This window comes from Affinibrenneria salicis (genome assembly GCF_008710095.1).
This window is the reverse complement of sequence record NZ_VYKJ01000002.1, coordinates 306,870-329,856: the sequence shown is the minus strand read 5'-3', so window position 1 is coordinate 329,856 and position 22,987 is coordinate 306,870. Positions and strand designations below refer to the sequence as shown.

The window sequence follows — 22,987 nt, the reverse complement described above, 5'->3', positions numbered from 1 at the left end:
TCAAGTAGAATGCCGGTCAACGAAATCCATACTAACACCGGTATTACTCAACGACAGCCTCATGACCCTGCTTGCGCTTGGCATTAATCATAAAACTGCGCCCGTTTCATTGCGCGAACGCGTGGCGTTCTCGCAGGAGACGCTGGAACAGGCACTGAACAGCTTGCTGCGGCAGCCGCTGGTGCAGGGCGGCGTGGTTTTGTCCACCTGCAACCGCACGGAACTGTATCTGAGCGTGGCGGAGCAGGGCGATCAGCGCGAGCAATTGATTGACTGGCTGTGCCATTATCACCGTCTGAACCCGGACGAAATAAAAAACAGTCTGTACTGGCACCAGGATAATGCGGCGGTCAGCCACTTGATGCGCGTGGCCAGCGGGCTGGATTCGCTGGTGCTGGGCGAGCCGCAGATTCTGGGGCAGGTGAAAAAGGCCTTCGCCGAGTCGCAGCGCGGTCACTCGCTGTCCGGCGAACTGGAGCGGCTGTTCCAGAAATCGTTTACCGTGGCGAAACGCGTGCGCACCGAAACCGATATCGGCGCCAGCGCCGTATCGGTCGCGTTCGCCGCCTGCACGCTGGCGCGGCAAATCTTCGAATCGCTGGCGTCGGTCAATGTACTGCTGGTCGGCGCCGGAGAAACCATCGAACTGGTCGCCCGCCACCTGCGCGAACACCGGGTCAGTAAGCTGATCATCGCCAACCGGACCCGCGAACGCGCGCAGGCGCTGGCCAATGAAGTCGGCGCGGAGATTATTACGTTGAATGAACTGGACGCGCATCTGGCGCAGGCGGACATCGTTATCAGCTCCACCGCCAGTCCGCTGCCCATTATCGGTAAGGGAATGATGGAAAGAACGCTGAAAACCCGCCGCAATCAGCCGATGCTGTTGGTCGATATCGCCGTTCCGCGCGATATTGAGCCGGAAGTCGGCGATCTGGCTAACGTGTATCTCTACAGCGTGGACGATTTGCACGCCATCATTCAGCACAACCTGGCGCAGCGTCAGGCGGCGGCCATTCAGGCCGAATCCATCGTGCAGCAGGAAAGCTCCGACTTTATGGCCTGGCTGCGCGCGCAGAGCGCCGTAGAAACCATCCGCGATTATCGCGAACAGGCGGAAGCCGCGCGAGCGGAGATCGCAGCCAAAGCGCTGGCCTCTATTCAGCAGGGGCAGGATGTCGAGGCCGTGATCCAGGAACTCACCCAGCGGCTGACCAACCGGCTGATCCACGCTCCCACCAAATCTCTTCAGCAGGCCGCTCGCGACGGCGATCAGGCGCGTTTGCAAATTTTACGCGACAGCCTTGGGCTGGATTAGTTTTCCTCTTGATTAACAGGACTTAACATCACGCATGAAGCCTTCTATCGTTGCCAAACTGGAAGCGTTACAAGAACGCCATGAGGAAATTCAGGCGCTGCTCGGCGAATCGAGCGTTATCGCCGATCAGAATCGTTTTCGCGCGCTATCGCGTGAATATGCGCAGCTCAGCGATATTATCCAGTGTTTCCGCCAGTGGCAGCAGACGCAGGACGATATCGCAACGGCGCAGTTAATGCTCGACGACCCGGAAATGCGCGAAATGGCGCAGGAAGAACTGCAGACGGCCAGGGACAGCGGCGAACAGCTGGCGCAGCAGCTGCAGATTTTACTTCTGCCGCAGGATCCCGACGATGAACGCGGCTGTTTTCTGGAAGTCCGGGCCGGAACCGGCGGCGATGAGGCGGCGATCTTTGCCGGCGATCTGTTCCGTATGTACAGCCGCTATGCCGAATCGCGCCGCTGGCGCGTCGAAGTGATGAGCGCCAGCGACGGCGAGCACGGCGGCTATAAGGAAGTCATCGCCAAAGTCTCCGGCGAAGGCGTATACGGCCAGTTGAAGTTCGAATCCGGCGGTCATCGCGTGCAGCGCGTGCCGGCGACGGAATCGCAGGGACGGATCCATACCTCCGCCTGTACGGTGGCGGTTATGCCGGAGGTGCCGGAGGCGGAAATGCCGGAGATTAACGCCGGCGATCTGCGCATCGATACCTTCCGCTCTTCAGGCGCCGGCGGCCAGCACGTCAACACCACCGATTCGGCGATCCGCATCACCCACTTGCCGACCGGCATTGTGGTCGAATGCCAGGACGAGCGTTCGCAGCACAAGAACAAGGCTAAGGCGCTGTCCGTGCTGGGCGCCCGCATTCGCGCCGCCGAAATGCAGAAACGTCAGCAGGAGGAAGCCTCCACCCGACGCAATCTGCTGGGCAGCGGCGATCGCTCCGACCGCATTCGCACCTACAACTTCCCGCAGGGTCGGGTGACCGATCACCGCATCAACCTGACGATTTATCGTCTTGATGAAGTGATGGAAGGCAAGCTGGACACGCTGATTCAGCCGGTGGTGCAGGAATATCAGGCGGATCAGCTCGCCGCGCTGGCCGGCCAGGAATAATGGATTATCGCGCCTGGTTGTCTCATGCCGCGGCGGCGCTGGCCGGCGGCGACAGCCCGAAGCGGGACGCCGAAATTCTGCTGGGTTTTGTCGCCGGCAAAGGCCGGACTTTTATTCTGGCGTTTGGCGAAACGCGCTTAACCGACGAACAGCGCCGGCGGCTCGATAGCCTGTTGGCGCGGCGCGTCGCCGGCGAGCCGATCGCGTATCTGACCGGCGAACGCGAATTCTGGTCGCTGCCGCTGGCCGTTTCGCCCGCTACGCTGATCCCCCGGCCGGATACGGAGTGCCTGGTCGAACAGGCGCTGCGCCATCTGCCGGCACAGGCCTGCCGGCTACTGGACCTCGGCACCGGCACCGGCGCCATCGCGCTGGCGCTGGCCAGCGAGCGGCCGGACTGCCAGGTGACCGGCGTCGATCTGCAGCCGACGGCGGTGGCGCTGGCCCAGAAAAACGCCGGCCGGCTTGGTCTGCGCAACGTTAAATTTCTGCCCGGCGACTGGTTTTCCCCGCTGACCGGGCAGCGTTTCGCCCTGATCGTCAGTAACCCACCCTATATCGATGCAGAGGATATTCACCTCGCGCAGGGCGATGTCCGTTTCGAACCGGCCAGCGCGCTGATCGCGGCGGAAAACGGTCTGGCAGACCTGCGCGTGATCGCCCGCGAGGCGCCGCAATATTTGTTGCCCGGCGGCTGGCTGCTGCTGGAGCATGGCTGGCGGCAGGCCGAGGCGGTGCGCGCGCTGCTGCAGGCCGGGGGGTTTACCGGGGTCGTCACGCATAAAGATTACGGCGGCAACGATCGTCTGACGCTGGGGCGCTGGCCCGCATCGCCGGACAATCAATAAATACAGAGGATAGGGCAGATGGACATTTATCAGAGCGTCAGTTACCTGCACATTGCCAGCGTATGGACCAGTATTGGCCTGTTTGTACTGCGTTTTTTCTGGCTGTACAGCAATCCGACGCTGCTGCAGCGCCGCTGGGTAAGGATTGCGCCGCATATTATCGATACGCTGTTATTGGCCAGCGGCGTGGCGTTGATACTGATTACCCATTTTTATCCGTTCGCCGAAGAGCAAAGCTGGCTGACTGAAAAACTGTTTGGCGTTATTATTTATATCCTGCTGGGACATATTGCTCTGGGGAAACGTACCCGAAGTCACAAAATTCGCTGGCTGGCATTTATCTTTGCACTGGTGTGTATTTATCTGATTTTTCAGCTGACGCACACTAAATTACCATTGCTGATGGGATAGTTATGAGTTCTATTGCTGATTTTGAGTTCAACAGCTCACCGCTGAGTGAAGGGATTATTCTGGTGTCAGAGGCGATTCGCCATGATTTCCCTGCTCAGGATGTGCGGCAGCGTTTGCAACATCTGGCTGATGAGGCTCGCGCGGCAATACCCGAAGATCTGGAACAGGATCAGCAGCTTGAAAAGCTTATCGACCTCTTCTTTAACACATGGGGGTTCGGCGGCGCCAGCGGAGTATATCGTCTGTCTGACGTACTGTGGCTGGACCGGGTACTGGAATCCCGACAGGGGATGCCGGTATCGCTGGGCGTGATTTTTTTGCATATCGCACATCAGTTGGGCTTACCGATAATGCCGGTGATTTTCCCCACCCAGTTGATCCTGCGCGCCGACTGGCTGGATGAAGAGATGTGGCTGGTCAATCCGCTGAACGGCGACACGCTGAGCGAACACGTGCTGGAGGTCTGGCTGAAAGGCAATATCGGGCCGTCGGTACAGCTGATGGATGAAGATCTGGATGAGGCGGAAAACAGCCTGATCGTGCGTAAAATGCTCGATACGCTGAAGGTCGCGCTGATGGAAGAAAAACAAATGGAGCTGGCGCTGCAGGCAAGCGAAGTGGTGCTGCAGTTCGATCCGGACGATCCCTACGAAATTCGCGATCGCGGTCTGATATACGCGCAGCTGGACTGCGATCATATCGCGCTTTCCGATCTGAACTATTTTGTAGAGCAGTGCCCGGAAGACCCGGTGAGTGAAATGATTAAAGTGCAGATTCACTCGATTGAGCAGAAGCACATTGTGCTGCATTAATCTGCATCTGATGTATTTATCCGATTCGACTTATCTTACATAAGGTAAAAGCATGACGAACAAAGTGGTTAACATAGGGGACATCCGCGTCGCCAACGATCTGCCGTTTGTGCTGTTTGGCGGTATGAACGTGCTGGAGTCGCGCGAGCTGGCCATGCGTATCTGCGAACATTACGTTACCGTAACGCAGAAACTGGGCATCCCTTACGTTTTCAAAGCGTCTTTTGATAAAGCCAACCGCTCTTCGATTCATTCATACCGCGGGCCGGGTCTGGAAGAAGGCATGCGCATCTTTCAGGATCTGAAGCAGGCGTTCGGCGTAAAAGTTATCACCGATGTGCACGAGGCGCAGCAGGCGCAATCAGTCGCAGACGTCGTCGATGTGATTCAGTTGCCTGCGTTTCTGGCGCGTCAGACCGATCTGGTGGAAGCGATGGCCAGAACCGGCGCGGTGATTAACATCAAAAAACCGCAGTTTGTCAGCCCGGGGCAGGTCGGCAATATCGTGGATAAATTCCACGAAGGCGGCAACGATCAGGTTATTTTGTGCGACCGCGGCAGCAATTTCGGCTATGACAACCTGGTCGTGGATATGCTTGGTTTCAACGTGATGAAGCAGGTGAGCAGCGGCTGCCCGGTGATTTTCGACGTCACCCATGCGCTGCAGTGCCGCGACCCGTTCGGCGCGGCGTCAGGCGGCCGACGCGCCCAGGTAACGGAGCTGGCGCGGGCAGGGATGGCGGTCGGTCTGGCCGGCCTGTTTATCGAGGCGCACCCGGATCCGGCCAACGCCAAATGTGACGGTCCGTCCGCGCTGCCGCTGGCGAAGCTGGAGCCGTTCCTGCAGCAGATAAAAGCCATCGACGAACTGGTGAAAAGCTTCCCGCCGCTGGATACCAGCAACTAATCCGTCGCCCGCCGTACGGCCATGAAAACGCCGTCATTCGGCTAACACCGATCGGTTAAGCAACATGATCGGTTGAACCATCCGGTGGGCGGACGACAATAGCCTCATCAATGCACTGATGGGGCTTTTTTATGCTTTCTGCCTGGCTTGACGATACCCAGACCTGGGCTGAACCCGCTCCGCTTTCCTGTTTTCAGCGCGCCATTCCTTTCGAATGGGTTTCTCAGGTTCTTGATTGCACCAACATAGAAAATGGCTACGCTCCGCTGAAACAGTTCCAGCGGAGCATAGCGACGTTGCTGCGCAGCCAGAAAGTGAGCGGTATTTACCAGGCAATCTGGGGCCTGCTGACGGCATATAACCTGATAAGAATGGAAATAAGCCAGATAGCGCGGGAAACCAGGCGCGCGCCCCTTAGAATAAGCCGTAAGGCTGATACAGGATGAGTTAATCTGGTGTTCGCTGGGCGAACCGGGGACGATCCCGACGAAACTGAGAAAGATGCAGGAGACGGTGAAATAGTTCATCCTGCCGGAAAAGAGAAAACGGCCCAAAAAAAGGACCGTTCGTATCTCAAAAACCCAGTATCCCGTTCACTCAAAACATCTTAAGTGAACGGTGTTAGTCTTCGGCGGGTTTTTGCTTGTATGTCCGCGCCCTTATTTATACAGGTTGGCGCTGATGGTCATATTGGTGCCTTTGTTTTCCCACTGCTGAGTTATCTGGTAATACTTCGCGCCGCGCTCCGCTGCGCGTTTGGCCACCGCCCTGGATATATCCGGGATGCTGCTAAAGTTGCCGCGGAAGGTGATTGAATCGAAGGGAACCATTTTAGCCGCCGTGGCCTTATTCAGTTCCTGAATCTGCGTGCCGTCGGAAAGAGTTACGGTGTAACGTCCGCCGCGAGCCGTCTGGGTTTCAAAGAAGTTGCCGACTTTACGGCTGGGGCTGTCGGAGTCGGCAACGCCGGGAATTTCCACCTGAGTCGCCGCCGCGCCGCCGGCGGCCAGAGCGGCCCGCCCCGCCTCGGAATCGGCCGGAATAGCGTTATCGCGCTGTAGCTGACGTTCCGGCGCATCCGCTTTATAGATGTAGGCGGTGATAATCTGGTTGCCGCCCCGCGAATTAACATCGACCTGACGAACAATAAAGAAGCTGGCCGCGTCTTTCTTGTGGGCCTCTTTGGCGATGGCCTGCGCGACATCGAGCTGCGTATTAAAATAGCCTTTGACCGTGACGGTATCGAACGGCTCAAGGCGATAAGCTTTGTCCTTCGGCAGTTCCTGCAAGCCGAGAACGGTGCGATAGCTCTCGTTTTTATTCACGGCCGGCGCATCGCGGTGATAGAGATCGACGGTAACGCGCGCGACGGCGTTATTATTACCTTCGCTGACGCCCTGTATGTAGAATGCATCAGCCCCTTTTTTATCCGCCTGACGCGAAGCCGCGCTGACGGCTTCATGGATGGCGTCATAGCGCCCGCTAAACGTGATTCTTTCAAAGGGTTTCAGGGCCGCGGCCTGTTCAGGCGTCAACTCCTGAGCGGCCTGCGCGTTGAACGCGGCGGCCGAAAGCAGAGCGGTGGCAATAACGGTATTCTTCAGCTTCATAAAAAATCCTTTGACTGACGCATGAAAACCAAACAATTAGAGATGGACGAGTCCGGATAGCCGACGATTATCGCATGTAATAATCGTCGGCGCCTTAGCATTTTATGGCGCGGTTCTCGCGGCCTCCTGCGCGTCACCATTGCCCGTTTTTGCGCATAACCTGACGCTATCGCGCGGGCGGAGCGCCCGCCCGGGTCGACAATCGCGCATATCGATCGGTGGATTCGCTCTTTTCGGGCAGAAACGCATGGCGAATAATAGCCGGCGGAAAATAATGTTCACTGTCAATAATATCGATTAATAACCGTCTTATCGTTATTAGTGGTATTTCTTATTATTTTAACTGTTAACAAGCGCATAACACGCACATTGTGTGAAATAGCGCTTAGCATAGTGCGACTATTAGTGCTAAACATATTCGGTAGCCGAGCGGTTATTTAGCGAAAAAAACCTGCTGAACTGGTCCACTGCGGTTTTTTTTGTAAAAATCGCCCTTTGTTTTGCGGTATGTATGGATCATAGATCACATTTTCAGTAGGTTATAACTAAAGTAACTGATAGTGATTAGATGAGGTTCGGGAACCGGTGTTATTAATCCCGGACGAATGATCGAATGGGTAAGGTAACAATAATAATCTTCGTTAAATAAGCGAAAAGGGAATGAGTATGCGTATTGGTGTACCAAAAGAACGGCTTGCCAATGAAGCGCGAGTAGCGGCGACGCCGAAAACGGTGGAACAATTGCTGAAGCTCGGCTTTGATGTCGTCATCGAAAGCGAGGCCGGCAAACTGGCCAGCTTCGACGATACGGCATTTGTTGCGGCAGGAGCCTCCATTGCACCGGAAGCCGAGGTTTGGCAATCCGATATTATTTTAAAGGTGAACGCGCCGCAGGATGATGAAATTGAACTGCTGCGCGCGGGCAGTACGCTGATTAGTTTTATCTGGCCCGCGCAGAATGCGGAACTGCTGGAAAAACTCGCCGCCCGCCAGGTTACCGTACTGGCTATGGACTCCGTGCCGCGCATTTCCCGCGCTCAGTCGATGGACGCATTGAGCTCAATGGCCAACATCGCCGGCTATCGCGCGATTGTTGAGGCCGCACATGAATTCGGGCGCTTTTTCACCGGGCAAATTACCGCCGCCGGTAAAGTCCCGCCGGCGAAAGTGATGATTATCGGCGCCGGCGTGGCCGGGCTGGCCGCTATCGGCGCCGCCGGCAGCCTTGGCGCGATCGTCCGCGCCTTCGACACCCGCCCGGAAGTGAAAGAGCAGGTGAAAAGCATGGGCGCCGAGTTCCTCGAACTGGATTTTGAAGAGGAAGCGGGCAGCGGCGACGGCTACGCGAAGGTGATGTCCGAAGCGTTTATCAAAGCCGAAATGGAACTCTTCGCGGCGCAGGCCAAAGACGTCGATATTATCGTCACCACCGCGCTGATTCCCGGCAAGCCGGCGCCGCGGTTGATCACGCGCGAAATGGTAGAAAGCATGAAGCCCGGCAGCGTAGTGGTCGACCTTGCCGCCCAGACCGGCGGCAACTGTGAGCTGACCGAAGCCGATAAAGTCGTGGTGACGGATAACGGCGTCAAAATCATCGGCTACACCGATCTGCCCAGCCGTCTGCCGACGCAGTCCTCGCAGCTGTATGGCACCAACCTGGTCAACCTGCTGAAACTGCTGTGTAAAGAGAAAAACGGCGAGATTGACATCGATTTCGACGACACCGTGATTCGCGGCGTGACCGTCGTGAAGACCGGCGAAATTACCTGGCCGGCGCCGCCGATTCAGGTTTCGGCGCAGCCGCAGCAGGCAAAACCGGCCGCCGCCGCGCCGAAGGCCGAACAGCCGCTGGCTTCGCCGCTGAAAAAATATCTGCTGATCGCCATCGCGATTATCCTGTTTGGCTGGATGGCCAGCGTGGCGCCGAGAGACTTCCTGTCGCACTTCACCGTATTCGCGCTGTCCTGCGTAGTGGGTTACTACGTGGTGTGGAACGTCAGCCATGCGTTGCATACGCCGCTGATGTCGGTCACTAACGCCATTTCAGGCATCATTGTGGTAGGGGCGCTGCTGCAGATCGGTCACGGAGGCTGGGTGACCTTCCTGTCCTTTATCGCCGTCCTGATCGCCAGCATTAATATTTTCGGCGGGTTCACCGTCACTCAGCGCATGCTGAAAATGTTCCGTAAGAATTAAGGGGTAACACATGTCTGAAGGATTAGTTACAGCTGCATACATTGTTGCCGCCATTCTGTTTATTTTCAGCCTGGCCGGGTTATCGAAGCATGAGACTTCGCGCCAGGGGAACATTTTCGGCGTCGTCGGGATGGCGATCGCCCTGATTGCCACGATCTTCGGACCGCACGCCGGCAACGTGGGCTGGATCATCGTTGCGATGGTGCTGGGCGGCGCGATCGGGGTCTACCTGGCGCGCAAGGTCGAAATGACGGAGATGCCGGAACTGGTGGCGATCCTGCATAGCTTCGTCGGTCTGGCCGCGGTGCTGGTCGGTTTCAACAGTTTTATCGACCACGGTGAAATCACCGATCCGGTGATGGTTAATATTCACCTGACCGAAGTATTCCTCGGGATCTTCATCGGGGCGGTCACCTTCACCGGCTCAATCGTCGCGTTCGGCAAGCTGCGCGGGCTGATCTCCTCCAAACCGCTGATGCTGCCGCATCGGCATAAGCTGAATCTGGCGGCGCTGGTCGTCTCATTCCTGCTGCTGCTGCTGTTTGTCGGCACCGACAGCGTCGGGCTGCAGGTCTTTGCCCTGCTGGTCGCCACGCTGATCGCGCTGGTGTTCGGCTGGCATCTGGTAGCGTCTATCGGCGGCGCCGACATGCCGGTGGTGGTCTCCATGCTGAACTCCTACTCCGGCTGGGCCGCCGCCGCTGCGGGCTTCATGTTAAGCAATGACCTGCTGATCGTGACCGGCGCGCTGGTCGGTTCGTCCGGCGCCATTCTGTCTTACATCATGTGTAAGGCGATGAACCGGTCGTTTATCAGCGTAATTGCCGGCGGCTTCGGCACCGATGGCTCTTCCACCGGCAATGCCGAAGAGATGGGCGAATACCGTGAAACCTCCGCGGAGGAAGTGGCGGAGCTGCTGAAAAACTCCAGTTCGGTCATCATCACGCCGGGATACGGTATGGCGGTGGCGCAGGCGCAATATCCGGTGCATGATATTACCGCGAAGCTGCGCGCGCGCGGCGTTAATGTCCGTTTTGGCATCCATCCGGTAGCCGGACGTTTGCCGGGCCACATGAACGTTCTGCTGGCCGAAGCGAAAGTGCCTTACGACGTGGTGCTGGAAATGGATGAAATCAACGATGATTTCGCCAATACGGATACGGTGCTGGTCATCGGCGCGAACGATACGGTAAACCCGGCGGCGCAGGAAGATCCTAACAGTCCGATCGCCGGCATGCCGGTGCTGGAAGTATGGAAAGCGCAGAACGTGATCGTCTTCAAGCGTTCGATGAATACGGGCTATGCGGGAGTACAAAATCCGCTGTTCTTTAAAGAGAACACGCAAATGCTGTTTGGTGATGCGAAAGAGAGCGTGGAAGCGATTCTGAAAGCGCTGTAATCACTATAAAAGATAAAAGTTGCTTGTTGTGATGTAGCCGCCGGACAGCTTGTCCGGCGGTTTTTTTTATGCGTCACCGCGCAGATCGGATTCTCAGCTCGCGCTTTCTTCTTCGTCCGGCGAAAGCGGGCAGACGAAATCATCCGGTTTGATCGCCAGCAGATCACACTTAAGATGGTCGATGACATGCTCGACGGTATTGCCGATAAACGCCGCGGAAAGCCCGGTGCGGCCCAGCGAGCCGAGCACCACAATCCCGGCCTGCAGATGCTCGGCCAGGTCAGGAATAACCTCTTCGGGCAAACCTTTTTCCACGTGGGTAAGCTGTTCATCCAGGCCGAACTTCTGCCGGAGCGACTTCATGGCGATCAGATGCTGACCACGAATCGCGTCGTTATAGACGCCGGGGTCGAAGTCGGGCAGTTCGATGGCGATATTGACCGGCGTGACCGGATAGGCGCCGACCAGATGCACCTCGGTCTGGTTAACCTGTCTGGCCAGCGCCAGCGTTTCAGTCACCAGTTTGATGTTGAGCGGGTCGTGACAGGGATCTTCGCTGGCCAGGTTGACCGCCACCAGCGCGCGTCCGTTTTCCGGCCACGGCTGGTCTTTAACCATCCACACCGGGCAGGGGCATTTACGCAGCAGATGCCAGTCGGTCGGGGTGAAAATCACCGCTTCCAGCCGGTCGTGCTGATGCGCCATTTTCAGCAGTAAATCATGCTGGCCGCTGATCACCTCATTGATAATGGCCTCGAAGGGTTTGCTGTGCCAGACGACCTTAATGTCGATCTGTACGCCAGCTTCAAGATAATAGCGGCATTGTTGTGCGATCCACTCGGTTCTCTGTTCAATAACGCCCTTACGCATTTCCATGCGTTCATCGGGAGCGAGCAGGGTGGTCATTTCATAAGAGAAATCGTAGATGGGCAAAAACGCTTTAATACGGCCGCCCAGCCGCTGCACCAGATACACGGCCCGCCGCAGCGCCGGCTGGTCATCCTGATTGGGATCAATCGCTACCAGTAAATTCCGATATTCTGCCATAGGACCTCCGAACAGCTGTCAGTCTGACTGTCTGTAAATTAAGAGTACCCCAGGGAAGCCGGTTAGAACAATGGATGATGTGAACCGGATCAATAAAAAGGGAAATTCATTGACCCGGCAAAAGGTTACAGCTTGTTGCGCGGCGTACCCGCCAGTTCGGAAAGGGCGTCGGTATTCTCAATGGTGATGTATTTGCCTTTAACCGCCAGCGTGCCGCTCTTCTGAAAGCGACCGAGCAAACGGCTGATGGTTTCCACCGTCAGACCCAGATAGTTGCCGATATCGCCGCGCGTCATGGTCAGGCGGAATTCGCGCGGAGAAAAACCGCGCTGAGCGAAGCGCCGCGACAGGTTGTAAATAAAGGCGGCCAGCCGCTCTTCGGCGTTTTTCTTCGATAGCAGCAGGATCATGTCCTGATCGCCGCGGATTTCGCCGCTCATCAGCCGCATCATTTGCTGACGCAGATTGGGCATCTTGCCGGACAGATCGTCCAGCGTTTCAAAAGGGATTTCGCACACCATTGAGGTTTCCAGCGCCTGGGCGAAGCTGGGGTGCTGCGCATTGCCGATGGCGTCGAAGCCGACCAGGTCGCCGGCCAGATGAAAGCCGGTGATTTGCTCATCGCCCTGTTCGGTAATGGTGTAGCTCTTAATCGTGCCGGAACGGATCGCGTACAGCGACTTGAGTTCATCTCCGGCTTTGAACAGCGCCTGGCCCTTCTGAATTGGCTTTTTCCTTTCAATGATATTATCAAGCTGATCCAGCTCATGCTCATTTAAGGTAAAAGGAATGCACAGTTGACTGATACTGCAATCCTGACAGTGGATTGCACAACCGCCAGACTGGATTCGTCGGATAATTCGCTTTTCCGGGATCATAGGCTTTGCTCAGGCGATAATTGATATTGGTCAATTTTACCAGCTTTTGCCGCCGCTGATAAGTCTGCTCATCATTGGAACAGAGCAATAAATTGACCGTCGTGATAAATCCGGCGTGCTGACGATTAATCAGCGCGGGAACTCTCTGTATTGACGCGGAATATCTATATTACTGTGGAAGACATTTGACCAGACGAAATAGCCCGTCGTCATTTCAGTCGGCGGTCTTATTTCGGGCTATAAGCTATGGGCTATAATAGCCTTCGTGCGTTAATAACCACTGTTTGCGCGGCAGGCCGCCCGCGTAACCGGTTAATGTGCCATTGCTGCCTATCACCCGATGGCAGGGCACCACGATGCTGACCGGGTTGGCGCCATTGGCCATACCGACGGCGCGCGCCGCGCCCGGGCGGCCCAGTTTCTGCGCCAGTTCGCCATAAGTGGCGATCGCGCCGCAGGGAATATGGCGCAACGCCTGCCAGACCCGCCGTTGAAATTCGGTGCCGCAGGCGGCGACCGGCAGGGTATCGATAATAGTCAGTTCACCGGCGAAATAACGCTGCAGCCGGTCGGACAGTCCGCCGGGATTATATTTTTCTTTTAACAAATGGGGATCTTCTCTGTAACTGATAGCCAGCGAACGCTGCAGACGTTCCTGATGATCGCGCCACTCTACCGCACGCAGCGCATTATCTTCATCGGCCACCAGCATTAATTCGCCTATTGGGGTCGCGATACTGTCCAGAAAAAAAGTCCGCATTGGTCTTTCCCGATTTTTTCCGCCGCAAGAGTGTATCAATATTCTGTGCGTTTGCCATAAAAAATGTCGCACGCCACGGCGTACCGACCGGCGCGCCAGTCAGATCAGCGCCACCGCGCGGCGCCGAAAAAACGCCGCGCGGAATAACCAACGCATGTTTACGCCGCATCGTCCGGCTTGATCTGCTGCAGGATGGCGCCCAGTTGTTTACGCTGATTGCGGTTGATTTCGCTGCCGCCCGCGTAGCCGGCGTTCAGCACAATGGTTTCGCTCAGGCCGACCAGCCAGTCATAGATATAAGACGCGGTGTTGTTGGTCGGCGTCGGCGCCAGCCGGGTCAGCCGGTTGGTGGCATCCAGATTGATCGCCGGGCTTTTCGGTTTGGCGAAAATCTTCTGGCCGCGATTGATGCGGCTTTCCGGCCGCAGCGCCTCGGCCATCTGCTGGAACCCCAGCCAGGCGACAAAATCGCCCAGTACGGTGAGTACCCGCGACACCAGCCGATCGACATCCCGCTCGCGGTGAGTGCTGGCGGCCAGCGTGTCCTGCAGCGCGTGGCCGATATTCAGACGGAAGCTGGCGGTGATCAGCTCCTCCATCAGCATTTCAATCACCGGTTTCGCTACGCCGAGCAGTTCGACCAGCGGCCCGTTATCCGGCAGGGAGCGCAAGTGGTTGATCCAATAGCGATATACCTGACGCGCATAGTCGGTCTCATGACCGCCGTCGCTGTCGGTCGCAATCCCCGACGCCCCGCTGTCCGAAGCGACGTCCGGCGCATCGTCGAACAGATCGATGCTGATGCCGATACCGAACGGCTCGACGCCGGACAGGGCGGACGCGTTTTCAGGGACGTCGACGCGCGGCCGGCCGTTGGTCTGAACCAGCTGCAGATACAAACGGCGCAGATCGTCGCGCGCCGGCAGCAGGCGTTCCAGCAGCTCGCCGTGTACGCCGGCGCGCGCCTGCAATCCTTTAATCAACGTCTGGGCGATACGCTGTTTACTGGCCGGATCGACGCTGTTGGTCGGCTGATACCAACTGGACAATAAATTATCCACCAGCTCGCGCCGCAGTTCGCTTAGCTGCTCATCGATGCGTTCCAGCTTCACTTCGCGTCGCACCTCACGCGTCAGCCAGCCGGCCATGCGCGCGGTGCCGCGTTTATCCAGCGCCAGCATCGACCCCCAGGCATCGCCCGGATTGCCGACATAGCGCTGTACCGCTTCATCATGATTTTTCCCCTGCACTACGCGCTGATCGTGAGCGGTCAGCACCCAGATAAGACCGGGCTTGCGGCGACTGCGGATTTGCGCGCTTTCGCCCTGGGTCTGCCGGACCCAGTAATCCAGCGCCTGGCCTACCGCTCTGGTTTCCGTCCGGTCGCTGGCGGCGGTGCTGACCATCAGCAGATTCATCGCCTGATTATCGGTATAGCGTTCAAGCAGAAACATCGCTTTGGCGTGCAGCAGCGTGTGAGCCAACGCGTAGGGCGCGAGCGGCGTCGCGTCGGAGCGCAGCGGATGATTGAAATCGCCGCCGAAACCGGGAAAGTCAAGCAGGTCGACATGTTCAAACAGCGGCTCGCGCGTCGCGGATCGCAGCGGGATCAGCAGTTCGACGGACAGCATGGTCAGCTCGGCCAGCGTCAGCTCAAGGATCTTGCCGGCCCGGCCGTTGATCACCGGCCGCACCTGAATGACCGGGTCGGCGGCGGAATGCAGACGGCCCAACGAGGTGCCGTCGATAATGCCGTTGGTCGGCTGCGAATTGTCGTCGACCAGCGCGCTGAGCGGCGCCAGCACTCTGGGCGCGCCGGACAGATACTGCAGCGTCCAGGCGAAATGACGGTAAGCGGCGGTGAGCTCGCTGCGCTCCCCCCACAGAATAGAGAACAGACTCGCCCGGTCGTCGATGCTCAGGCAGGGCGCCAGCTCTACGGCCATCGGCCAGAAATCGGCCTCCAGCCGCGGCTGACGCCGACGATCCTGACGCGACAGGGCATCCCACAGCGCGACCACGTCGTCGCTGCTCACGCCTGCCACCGCTTCCGACTGACGGTGCATGGCCAACGTTTTCAGGTGTTCATTGATATAGCGCTCGTCGGGCGTTTGCGGCCGCTCCTGTTGACGCGGATCGTGCAGAAACGCGGTCGCCAGGATGCGGGCGATATCCACTTCGCTTAGCAGCGTCAGCTGCACCGGCCAGGCGGTGTTTTTCACCTCGGACTGGCGGGTAAAGCGGGTGACCAGCGCCGCGCTCTGACTCGAGGGGTTAATCTGGCTCGAATAATCCAGCTGCCGTCCGCCGAACGCGGTGCCCAGGCAGCCGTCCTCATCCGAGGCCAGCGCAGAGATCAGGTACGATTTTCCCGCCTGGGCGCGGCCGAAGAAACCAATCGCGACGTCGCGCAGCACGGTTTCCGACAAATGCCGGGCTTTATTGCGGTGGCGGCGCAGTTTAACGATCAGCCGGTCTGCCTCGATATCCAGCCGCTCGGACTGTTTGCGCGCCAGCTCAACCCAGTCAATGGCCTGATCGACGCCTTGCGCGACGGACTGAAGCTGGTGGTTCAGCTGTGTGGACTGCTGTTTCGGCGTTAATGACTTCATTTTCTAAATACGCTCCCGCTGTCGATCCAGTAACAGGATGAACCCGAACCGCTGGCAGCAAGGGTATTGAGTGTCAGGCGCAGATGCTGCGGCGGCACCGGGCTGCCGTCGTTCAGGCTGGCCTCGGCGATGGCGAACCGTTCCGGGCCGTGCTGGCCGTTGACGATCGCCAGTCTGACCTGCAGAACGCTGTCGCTGGCCACCTTGCGCGCCAGCTGCGGGTCGACGATCGACAGCGTGTACAGCGGCGAGGCCGGCCAGCGGTCGTTGTCCAGCTGTCGGAAACCGAGCACCACGCTGCCGCGCAGCGAAAACGTGCGATCCGCGGCCAGCGTAAAGTCGTCAACGTCCAGATCGATATCGCTGTAGTAAAGGTTGTTCTCGGTCAGTGTGGCGTTGTTATCCAGCATACCCAGATAGCGGATGGTGGAATAGGGTTGAAAGTCGCCCGCTTTAAAATAGAAGCTGGCCAGCCGCAGATCGAGCGACAGCAGGCACAGCATCGCACCCACCGCGGCGGTGGACTTCGGATTATCGATGCGCCCCTGTTTATTGAACGGATACCAGTCGCTGGTGTGGTAGCCGTCGAGCGAAACGATACGGTTGGCCGGCAGCGGCTGCAGATGGCGGAACAGCGCCTGAATGCCGGGGAAACGGGAAGGGCGTCCGGTCAGCAACAGCACGTCGCAGTCGTACAGAGACACCACTTCGCACAGCGGCCGCAGGTGGCGGGTAATGCTCATCCGGCTGGCGAGAAACTCATTATGCAGCTTGCTGAGCCGTACGATCAGCGGCACGCTCAGCACATCGAACCGCGGGCTATCGTCCGGCTGCGCATGCTGTACGCCGGCGTTGATATAGTCCAGTACTGATTCGGTGGGGCGCTGCGGCAGCAGTTCGCCGAAGGAGACGTCGATTTCGGCATTCAGGTCGAGCGGATCGTAACTTTCATAGGCTTCCAGGATGGCCTGCGCCAGCGGAATAAAGATCTGCAGCGTCACCTGCTGGCGCAACGTGGACTGACCATCGAGGCGGCCTTCGCCGCCGAACAGTTTATCCATCAGCGCATCCGGGTCGCCGATGCCGTCTTTATTAAATGCCGCCTGCAGCGCGGGCAAAACGTAAAGCTGGATGACGTCCAGCAGGATATCGTCGCCCGCCACCTTGAAGCCTTCGCGGAACAGCAGGCGCGGAACGATCTTCACGCTGCTGCCCGGGCTTTCATCCAGCCAGTATTGGGTAATGGCCAAATCGGTGGTGCCGCCGCCGATATCGATCGAGGCGATGCGCAGCGTTTTGCCGGCCTGTTCGCCGCTGGTCAACACTTTGTCCGGCCGCGCCTGGCTGGCGAAGAACTCTTCCGTGCGGCCGCCGAAGTTCACCTGGGTTTCGTTATACAAATAAACCATCTGACCGCAGGTGGCCTCATCCCATTCCATCTGCACTTCGGGCACCGGTACGCGACTGATGCGCTTATCCTGCGCCGTGCTGAAATCCTCGTCCGACGGGTGCCAGCCCAGCGCTTTCCAGACCACGCCGATCGCTTCTTCCATACGGCGGCGGAAGATTTCGCGCTCCGGTTTGGGCATGGCGGACGGCAGGGTCAGAATGATATGGCGCAGCTGACGCGGGGCGGACGAGCGGCCCATTTTCAGGCGCTGCGCCACGCTGTTGATTTGCATCAACGCCTGCGCCAGCAGTTCGCTCAGCATAAAGGTCATCAGCGAGCTGCGGCTATAGTTCGGGGTAAAAACCGGCAGACGCTCATCCAGCGGCAAACGGTACAGCGGCTGACCGTCATCGTTAAACAGAAAGGTTAACGGCGCGGCGGTAGCCAGCGGCTCCTGACCGGAGGCCTGACTCGGTTGGCTGAAACGCCAGCCGGCGGAATAGCTCTCTTCATCCCACAGATAACGACGCGGGCTGGAGATGCCGCTTGAACCTTCGGTGCCCTGGCGCAGCAGCGCCAGACGGCTGGCTTCGCGCCCGACCCGGGTGATCGACGGCCAGATAAACGCGTCTTCGCGGCCGCTTTCAAAGGAGAAATTGGCCTTGCCGAAACCGGCCTGGGCGAACTCGATTCGGCTGTCGAACATTTCGTTATACAGGCAGTGCGGTTCGCTCAGATCGCGCAACTGCAGCTCATACGTCTGTTTCAGACCGTTGCTCTCGTCCGCCTGATCTTCAACCAGAATCCCGCAGGTGTGCGAGTTGCCGACATCGAGGATCAGGTCGACATTCACTACCGGCTCCTGCAGCGTGCTGGCGCCGATCTGCACTTCAGGGATGGTCGTCTGGCTGCCCAGCAATTCCAGCAGATTCAGGTAATGCGCCTGATATTCGAAGGTGCGCAACGCAGCCTTGATATCCGAATTGCGCCGCTGTTCGAGCCGGGCGGCCTGCTGGGAAAAGGTTTCGCGCAGCCAGCCGTCGACCCAGGTCAGATCGAGAAATTCGCCCAGTTCTTCGTTCAGCCAGGCGAGGGTAAAGCTGACGCCGGTCTGGATATCGTGGTCATTCGGCGCCAGCGCGGCGCTGTCGGCCGCATCGGCGCACACCCGCGTATCGAACGCGATACAAATGCGGTGCGTATTGCCCTCGTGATCGGGCGTATCCAGCGCGGCGATACGCACCCGGGCCCAGTTTTCAGGGCCGCCGAGGAAGGTGCGCGGCGGATTGAAGCGGAAAAACGGCAGCGGCAGCCAGACCCTGTCCAGCAGCGCCAGCGACTGTTGCAGCGCAAAACTGCACTCGGGCTTAACCATTTCCGGCAGCGCGCTCAGACCGGGCAGCGCGTATTTGCCGCTATTTTCCTGATACAGCAGGCGCAGCAGCGGTCCATTAGCCGTCTTACGCACAAAACCACCCGCTCGTTCGGCCGACATCTCCGGCCGGATGGCGAAGTCCAGAAACTGTATGCCGCTGTCCTGAATCAGGGTCACTTTCTGTTTATAGTCAGGGATCGTCGCCAGCATATTACTCACTCTCGCGCTTTATCGTCATGGGGAAGGTCGTCCTGGCGTCATAGCGGCCATTACATTCCGCCGCGCCGGTCAGCCCCTGTTTACATGCAATTGCCGGCAGCTGATAGCGGGAGCCATCGCTGCAGCGCGCTTTATAACGGCTGTTTATCACCAGATTGCCCGATTTCATCAACCCCGCGCTGATGTTGGCTTCGCACGTGACACCGTCACCATGCACCAGTTTCACCGTTCCGGCGCCGTCTTTCAGCTGGTATAACAAGCTGGGCGGCCGGCCGGTCAGCGGCGTTTTAATATTGATAACGGCACGCCACTTGCCATTGAGGAAACTCACCGAGCCGACTTTTACCGATTCGGCGTGCAGCACCAGTTCGCTGCCGGGCGCGATCGACGACGAGCTCTCCTCCGTCGCGACAGCGACAGGTTCGGCCGGCGGAGGCGGCGGCAGCGGCGTCGCCAGTTCAAGCGGCAGCGGGGCTTCGGCCAGTGCGATGAGCTGCGCCGGCATAGCGGGCGGCGGCAACGGCTGCTCGGCCGCGGGGGCGGTTTTTTCCGCGCTGACGACGGCCGGCGCCGAAACGGCGCGCTGACGATGATCGTTAACCATTCCGGCAATCTGTATGCCGAGAATGACCAGCAGGGCGGCGGCCGGCACCAGCCACCAGCGCGGCGCGCGACGCGCCGGTGCGGCCGGCGGTGGCGCTTCGGCCGGCGTCGGTTCGATAACCGGCGGCAAATCCGCTGCGGCGACCGGCGCCGGCGTCTCTTCTGGCGAGGCGAGCGGCGGTGCGGGTTGGCTTATAATCTCGGGTTCGGGGATCCGCATCACCGGGCGCAGGCACTCCAGCGCATCGGCACGGGATTTTTTATCCAGATTGACGAAGCCCCAGAAAGTGATGACCGGCTGATCGCCGACCAGGTAGACGTGATTCGCGCCGGGAAACTGGAAAGCTTTCGACAGCAGAGCGCCAAAAAGCTTGCGGGCCGCTTTGTCCGAGTTCAGCGCCTGACGGCTGATATCCGCCACGTCGGCCTGGCAGTTTTCCAGCCGGGCCAGCGCGCTGAGCCGCTGTTCATCGCTGGCGGCCAGCCATGAGGTGACTTTCCCGTCCACCGGCGCGTACCAGTCGATACGATCGCCATGCTCGTTGGACTGCGGGATAGCCAGACAGTCGGCGATCGACAACTGTTTCCTCAGACGTAATGTTTCCCGTAACTGCAACGCTGACGCGTAAACCGGCTGGCCGTTTTCGCCCAGAGCCAGAAAATCATCCAGACTTCCACTTCGTAAAAATGATTTTGCCACGCAAAAGAGACCTTGTGTGTTCGCTGCCGAAGCAGAGAAAGTGCATTATTGATTAAACAGGGTACTTTAAGGCGCAATGACGTAAGTCAAACGCCAAAGGAGAGGCTAAAAGCGCTAAATGTTTGGGCTATTGCCATCGTTAATTGATGAACGGACTGCGGAAATAGCGCGTTGTCCTGCGACATCGCCTCTCCACGCCGGGCTGACGAGCCAGACGCGACGATTCTGCTGGCCCGTCAGGTATTAACGCCTATCCGCTGTCGTCACGTTTCCTTCCGACTCTTTCTGGTCATTCGTTGCAAACCGCGAAATGACGCCATCTTGTTTTGTGATGTAAATCACAAAATAGCAGATTACCGTTCCTTTTCCAGCGCTGACGCCTTTGTCCCGGTTCTGCGCGCCATCGTCAGCAACGGCCGGCTTCCGCCGTCTCTGCGTCTTATCAATGTAAGGTTTTGGTCATTATTTTGTAAGCAAACGGCCTGCAAGTATGTCTTGCCATGTGATTATTGATAATGATAATAATTCCACCTTCGTGATAAATCGCGATTAAACGAGGCGTAACTCCCGGTTTTTCGGGCCGTTTGCGCATGGCCCGATGCCGGCCCGCACCCCTGGAAACGGCCGGTATTTTCCCGCCAGACAGAATCCTAACATGAGATGAGGTCAGCAAATGAAGCTCAGGGCGTTATGTTCATTAATGCCGCTGTTACTGGTTGATTCAGCCTATGGAGAACAGCAGCGCGAAGGCGGCGATCAACTGGTGATCAGCGCATCGCGCACGGAAACGGAAAAAAAAGATTCCCCTCAGCTCATTACCGTTATCAGTAAAGAGCAGATTGAACAGCAGCGGCAATTAACCTCTGACTCCTCGCAAATCCTCAGCAATCTGCTGCCGGCGTTCTCGCCCAGCCGGCAGAAAATGAGCGGCAGCGGCGAGACCCTGCGCGGCCGCGTACCGCTGGTGCTGATCGACGGCATACCCCAGTCGAATCCGCTGCGGCCGACCGGACGCGAGATGCACACTATCGACTTCGCCATGGTCGAGCGGATCGAAGTGATCCACGGCGCCAGCGCCAGTAACGGCATCGGCGCGGCGGGCGGGGTGATTAACCTGATTACCCGGCGGCCGGAGCCCGGCGCCTTTAACCAGCATTTCAGCGCGGAGGCCACCACGCCCACTTCGCAACTGAAGGGCGAAACCATGAGCTACAAAACCACCTATGGTTTCGACGGGCGCGAGGAGTACCTCGACTATCTGTTTTCCATCAGCTATGAGGATCAGGGCCTGTTCCTCGACGGCAAAGATCGCCCGATCGGCGTCGATAATACCCAGGGCGACCTGATGGATTCGCGCGCCTACGATATCCTCGGCAAGCTGGGGTACTGGCTGGACGACAATCAGCGCATTCAGCTCAGCGTCAATCGCTACCGGCTTAAAGGACAGAATGGCTATCTCAGCGTGAATGGCGATCGCGAGGCGGGCATTCCCACCACCTCGGTGAAAGGCTCGCCGCCGGGCGACGCGCCGCATAACAGCGTCTGGAGCACAGGACTTACTTACGATCACTACAACCTGGCCGGAATGAACCTGACCGCGCTGGCCTTCTATCAGCAGTATGAAGCGCTGTTCGGCGCGGATAATTCCGGCACCTTCCAGGATCCGGCCATCGCGCCGGTCGGCACGCTGTACGATCAGTCGCGTGCCGTCACGTCAAAATACGGCACGAAAATCGCGCTGACCAAAGACGACCTGTGGGACGACTATCTGAAGGTCACTCTGGGCTTCGATACGCTGTTTGATTCGTCGAAACAGGATCTGTGGGGCACCCATCGAACCTACGTGCCGGAGATCGAATATACCGATCTGTCCCCCTTTATGCAGCTGGAAGTCAGCCCGCTGGATACGCTGAAGCTGTTTGGCGGCGTGCGCTATGAATATGCGCGCCTGAAAATCGACGGCTATCAGACCGTCGCCGCCGCCAACGGCGTGACGGTGGAAGGCGGTAAGCCGGACTTCGACGCCACGCTGTTTAACTTCGGCGCCGTCTGGTCGCCGGTCGAATCGCTCAGTCTGTTCGCCAACTATTCGGAAGGCTTCGCCATGCCGGACGTAGGCCGGGTGCTGCGCGGCATCAATCAGCCAGGGATGAGCGTCGAACGTTTTCTTAACCTGGAACCGGTGGTGACCGACAATATCGAGCTGGGTTTCCGCGTACAGAAAACGCCGGTCGATTTTGAACTGAGCTACTATAAATCATCCTCAAAACTGGGCAGCCGCGTTGAGCGAGTGGGCGATATGTACGTGACCCGGCGAGAAAAGAACGAAATCGACGGTATCGAGGCGTCGCTCGGCTACGCGCCGACGGACAATCACCGCCTGAAACTCGGCTATTCGCATATGCGCGGGCGCTATGACAGCGACAACGACGGCAGTCTGGATGCACGGCTCGACGGGCTGAACGTGTCTCCCGATCGGCTAACCGCCAGTTGGGCGGCCAACTGGACGCCCAACTGGTCTTCCTTCATTCAGGCCAACTGGGCGATGAACCGCAGCTTTGACGATCCGCAGAGAGAGTTCAGCGGCTATGTGCTGGTCGATGCGGCGGTAGGCTACCGTCTGCCCAAAGGACGGCTCAACCTGGCCGTATCGAACCTGTTCGATAAGGACTACATCACCTATTACTCACAGAGCGCGCTGGTTGAGCCGAAGCGATACTTCTCCGGCCGCGGCCGAACGCTGACGCTTGGATACAGCGTTGACTTCTGATGTACGAATCCCGTC

At 58.3% G+C, this 22,987-nt stretch carries 16 protein-coding genes and 1 pseudogene; 10 read left to right on the top strand and 7 right to left on the bottom strand.

Annotated features, from left to right (window positions below):
- The first annotated feature begins 61 nt into the window (after nt 1-61).
- The 7 genes and pseudogenes from hemA to FJU30_RS06360 all read left to right on the top strand — a co-directional run.
- Nucleotides 62-1,318 carry a glutamyl-tRNA reductase gene (hemA, locus tag FJU30_RS06390; protein WP_150434143.1) on the top strand — a complete coding sequence of 419 codons (1,257 nt, stop codon included), beginning with the start codon at nt 62-64 and terminating at the stop codon, nt 1,316-1,318.
- A gap of 34 nt (nt 1,319-1,352) precedes the next feature.
- Nucleotides 1,353-2,435 (top strand): peptide chain release factor 1, encoded by a 1,083-nt coding sequence (prfA, locus tag FJU30_RS06385; protein WP_150434142.1) that lies wholly within the window; start codon nt 1,353-1,355, stop codon nt 2,433-2,435.
- Nucleotides 2,435-3,283 carry a peptide chain release factor N(5)-glutamine methyltransferase gene (gene prmC, locus FJU30_RS06380; RefSeq protein ID WP_150434141.1) on the top strand — a complete coding sequence of 283 codons (849 nt, stop codon included), beginning with the start codon at nt 2,435-2,437 and terminating at the stop codon, nt 3,281-3,283. The genes prfA and prmC overlap by 1 nt, the downstream gene beginning before the upstream one ends.
- Before the next feature lie 18 nt (nt 3,284-3,301).
- Nucleotides 3,302-3,694, top strand: coding sequence for a SirB2 family protein (locus FJU30_RS06375; RefSeq protein WP_150434140.1), 393 nt, complete (start codon nt 3,302-3,304; stop codon nt 3,692-3,694).
- A 2-nt stretch (nt 3,695-3,696) separates the two neighbouring features.
- On the top strand, nt 3,697-4,506 hold the full coding sequence (gene sirB1, locus FJU30_RS06370; RefSeq protein WP_150434139.1) for an invasion regulator SirB1: 810 nt from the start codon (nt 3,697-3,699) through the stop codon (nt 4,504-4,506).
- Between the two features lie 52 nt (nt 4,507-4,558).
- A complete protein-coding gene (gene kdsA, locus FJU30_RS06365) occupies nt 4,559-5,413 on the top strand; it encodes a 3-deoxy-8-phosphooctulonate synthase (protein ID WP_150434138.1) in 855 nt (284 codons plus the stop codon).
- Nucleotides 5,414-5,655: 242 nt separating this feature from the next.
- A pseudogene (locus FJU30_RS06360) lies at nt 5,656-6,028 on the top strand (IS4 family transposase); the annotation flags it as partial.
- A 44-nt stretch (nt 6,029-6,072) separates the two neighbouring features.
- Here the strand turns inward: FJU30_RS06360 and ydgH are convergent.
- Nucleotides 6,073-7,023, bottom strand: coding sequence for a DUF1471 family protein YdgH (gene ydgH, locus FJU30_RS06355; RefSeq protein ID WP_150434137.1), 951 nt, complete (start codon nt 7,021-7,023; stop codon nt 6,073-6,075).
- Between the two features lie 666 nt (nt 7,024-7,689).
- Here ydgH and pntA point away from each other — a divergent pair.
- Entirely contained in the window at nt 7,690-9,219 is a 1,530-nt protein-coding gene (gene pntA, locus FJU30_RS06350) for a Re/Si-specific NAD(P)(+) transhydrogenase subunit alpha (protein ID WP_150434136.1), read from the top strand.
- A 10-nt stretch (nt 9,220-9,229) separates the two neighbouring features.
- Nucleotides 9,230-10,618 carry a Re/Si-specific NAD(P)(+) transhydrogenase subunit beta gene (pntB, locus tag FJU30_RS06345; protein WP_150434135.1) on the top strand — a complete coding sequence of 463 codons (1,389 nt, stop codon included), beginning with the start codon at nt 9,230-9,232 and terminating at the stop codon, nt 10,616-10,618.
- A gap of 93 nt (nt 10,619-10,711) precedes the next feature.
- On the opposite strand, the gene uspE is transcribed toward pntB, so the two are convergent.
- The 6 genes from uspE to FJU30_RS06315 all read right to left on the bottom strand — a co-directional run bounded on the left by uspE (nt 10,712) and on the right by FJU30_RS06315 (nt 20,202).
- Nucleotides 10,712-11,665: a universal stress protein UspE gene (uspE, locus tag FJU30_RS06340; protein WP_150434134.1), complete on the bottom strand. Its 954-nt coding sequence runs from the start codon at nt 11,663-11,665 to the stop codon at nt 10,712-10,714.
- Nucleotides 11,666-11,790: 125 nt separating this feature from the next.
- Entirely contained in the window at nt 11,791-12,543 is a 753-nt protein-coding gene (fnr, locus tag FJU30_RS06335) for a fumarate/nitrate reduction transcriptional regulator Fnr (RefSeq protein WP_150434133.1), read from the bottom strand.
- Nucleotides 12,544-12,787: 244 nt separating this feature from the next.
- Entirely contained in the window at nt 12,788-13,303 is a 516-nt protein-coding gene (gene ogt, locus FJU30_RS06330; RefSeq protein ID WP_150434132.1) for a methylated-DNA--[protein]-cysteine S-methyltransferase, read from the bottom strand.
- Nucleotides 13,304-13,461: 158 nt separating this feature from the next.
- Nucleotides 13,462-15,915 (bottom strand): putative virulence factor, encoded by a 2,454-nt coding sequence (locus FJU30_RS06325; RefSeq protein ID WP_150434131.1) that lies wholly within the window; start codon nt 15,913-15,915, stop codon nt 13,462-13,464.
- Complete coding sequence (locus FJU30_RS06320) at nt 15,912-18,890, bottom strand: virulence factor SrfB (RefSeq protein ID WP_150434307.1); 2,979 nt, start codon at nt 18,888-18,890, stop codon at nt 15,912-15,914. Before FJU30_RS06320 ends, FJU30_RS06325 begins: the two co-directional genes overlap by 4 nt.
- A 1-nt stretch (nt 18,891) precedes the next feature.
- Entirely contained in the window at nt 18,892-20,202 is a 1,311-nt protein-coding gene (locus tag FJU30_RS06315) for an SrfA family protein (protein WP_150434130.1), read from the bottom strand.
- Between the two features lie 673 nt (nt 20,203-20,875).
- Here FJU30_RS06315 and FJU30_RS06310 point away from each other — a divergent pair.
- Nucleotides 20,876-22,972, top strand: a complete 2,097-nt coding sequence (locus FJU30_RS06310; RefSeq protein ID WP_150434129.1) for a TonB-dependent receptor — start codon at nt 20,876-20,878, stop codon at nt 22,970-22,972.
- Nucleotides 22,973-22,987 lie beyond the last annotated feature (15 nt).

Excerpts from the sequence above, each read along its gene's own strand:
- hemA (WP_150434143.1), top strand. The coding sequence starts at position 62 with ATGACCCTGCTTGCGCTTGGCATTAATCATAAAACTGCGCCCGTTTCA.
- prfA (WP_150434142.1), top strand. The coding sequence starts at position 1,353 with ATGAAGCCTTCTATCGTTGCCAAACTGGAAGCGTTACAAGAACGCCAT.
- prmC (WP_150434141.1), top strand. The coding sequence starts at position 2,435 with ATGGATTATCGCGCCTGGTTGTCTCATGCCGCGGCGGCGCTGGCCGGC.
- FJU30_RS06375 (WP_150434140.1), top strand. The coding sequence starts at position 3,302 with ATGGACATTTATCAGAGCGTCAGTTACCTGCACATTGCCAGCGTATGG.
- sirB1 (WP_150434139.1), top strand. The coding sequence starts at position 3,697 with ATGAGTTCTATTGCTGATTTTGAGTTCAACAGCTCACCGCTGAGTGAA.
- kdsA (WP_150434138.1), top strand. The coding sequence starts at position 4,559 with ATGACGAACAAAGTGGTTAACATAGGGGACATCCGCGTCGCCAACGAT.
- ydgH (WP_150434137.1), bottom strand. The coding sequence starts at position 7,023 with ATGAAGCTGAAGAATACCGTTATTGCCACCGCTCTGCTTTCGGCCGCC.
- pntA (WP_150434136.1), top strand. The coding sequence starts at position 7,690 with ATGCGTATTGGTGTACCAAAAGAACGGCTTGCCAATGAAGCGCGAGTA.
- pntB (WP_150434135.1), top strand. The coding sequence starts at position 9,230 with ATGTCTGAAGGATTAGTTACAGCTGCATACATTGTTGCCGCCATTCTG.
- uspE (WP_150434134.1), bottom strand. The coding sequence starts at position 11,665 with ATGGCAGAATATCGGAATTTACTGGTAGCGATTGATCCCAATCAGGAT.
- fnr (WP_150434133.1), bottom strand. The coding sequence starts at position 12,543 with ATGATCCCGGAAAAGCGAATTATCCGACGAATCCAGTCTGGCGGTTGT.
- ogt (WP_150434132.1), bottom strand. The coding sequence starts at position 13,303 with ATGCGGACTTTTTTTCTGGACAGTATCGCGACCCCAATAGGCGAATTA.
- FJU30_RS06325 (WP_150434131.1), bottom strand. The coding sequence starts at position 15,915 with ATGAAGTCATTAACGCCGAAACAGCAGTCCACACAGCTGAACCACCAG.
- FJU30_RS06320 (WP_150434307.1), bottom strand. The coding sequence starts at position 18,890 with ATGCTGGCGACGATCCCTGACTATAAACAGAAAGTGACCCTGATTCAG.
- FJU30_RS06310 (WP_150434129.1), top strand. The coding sequence starts at position 20,876 with ATGAAGCTCAGGGCGTTATGTTCATTAATGCCGCTGTTACTGGTTGAT.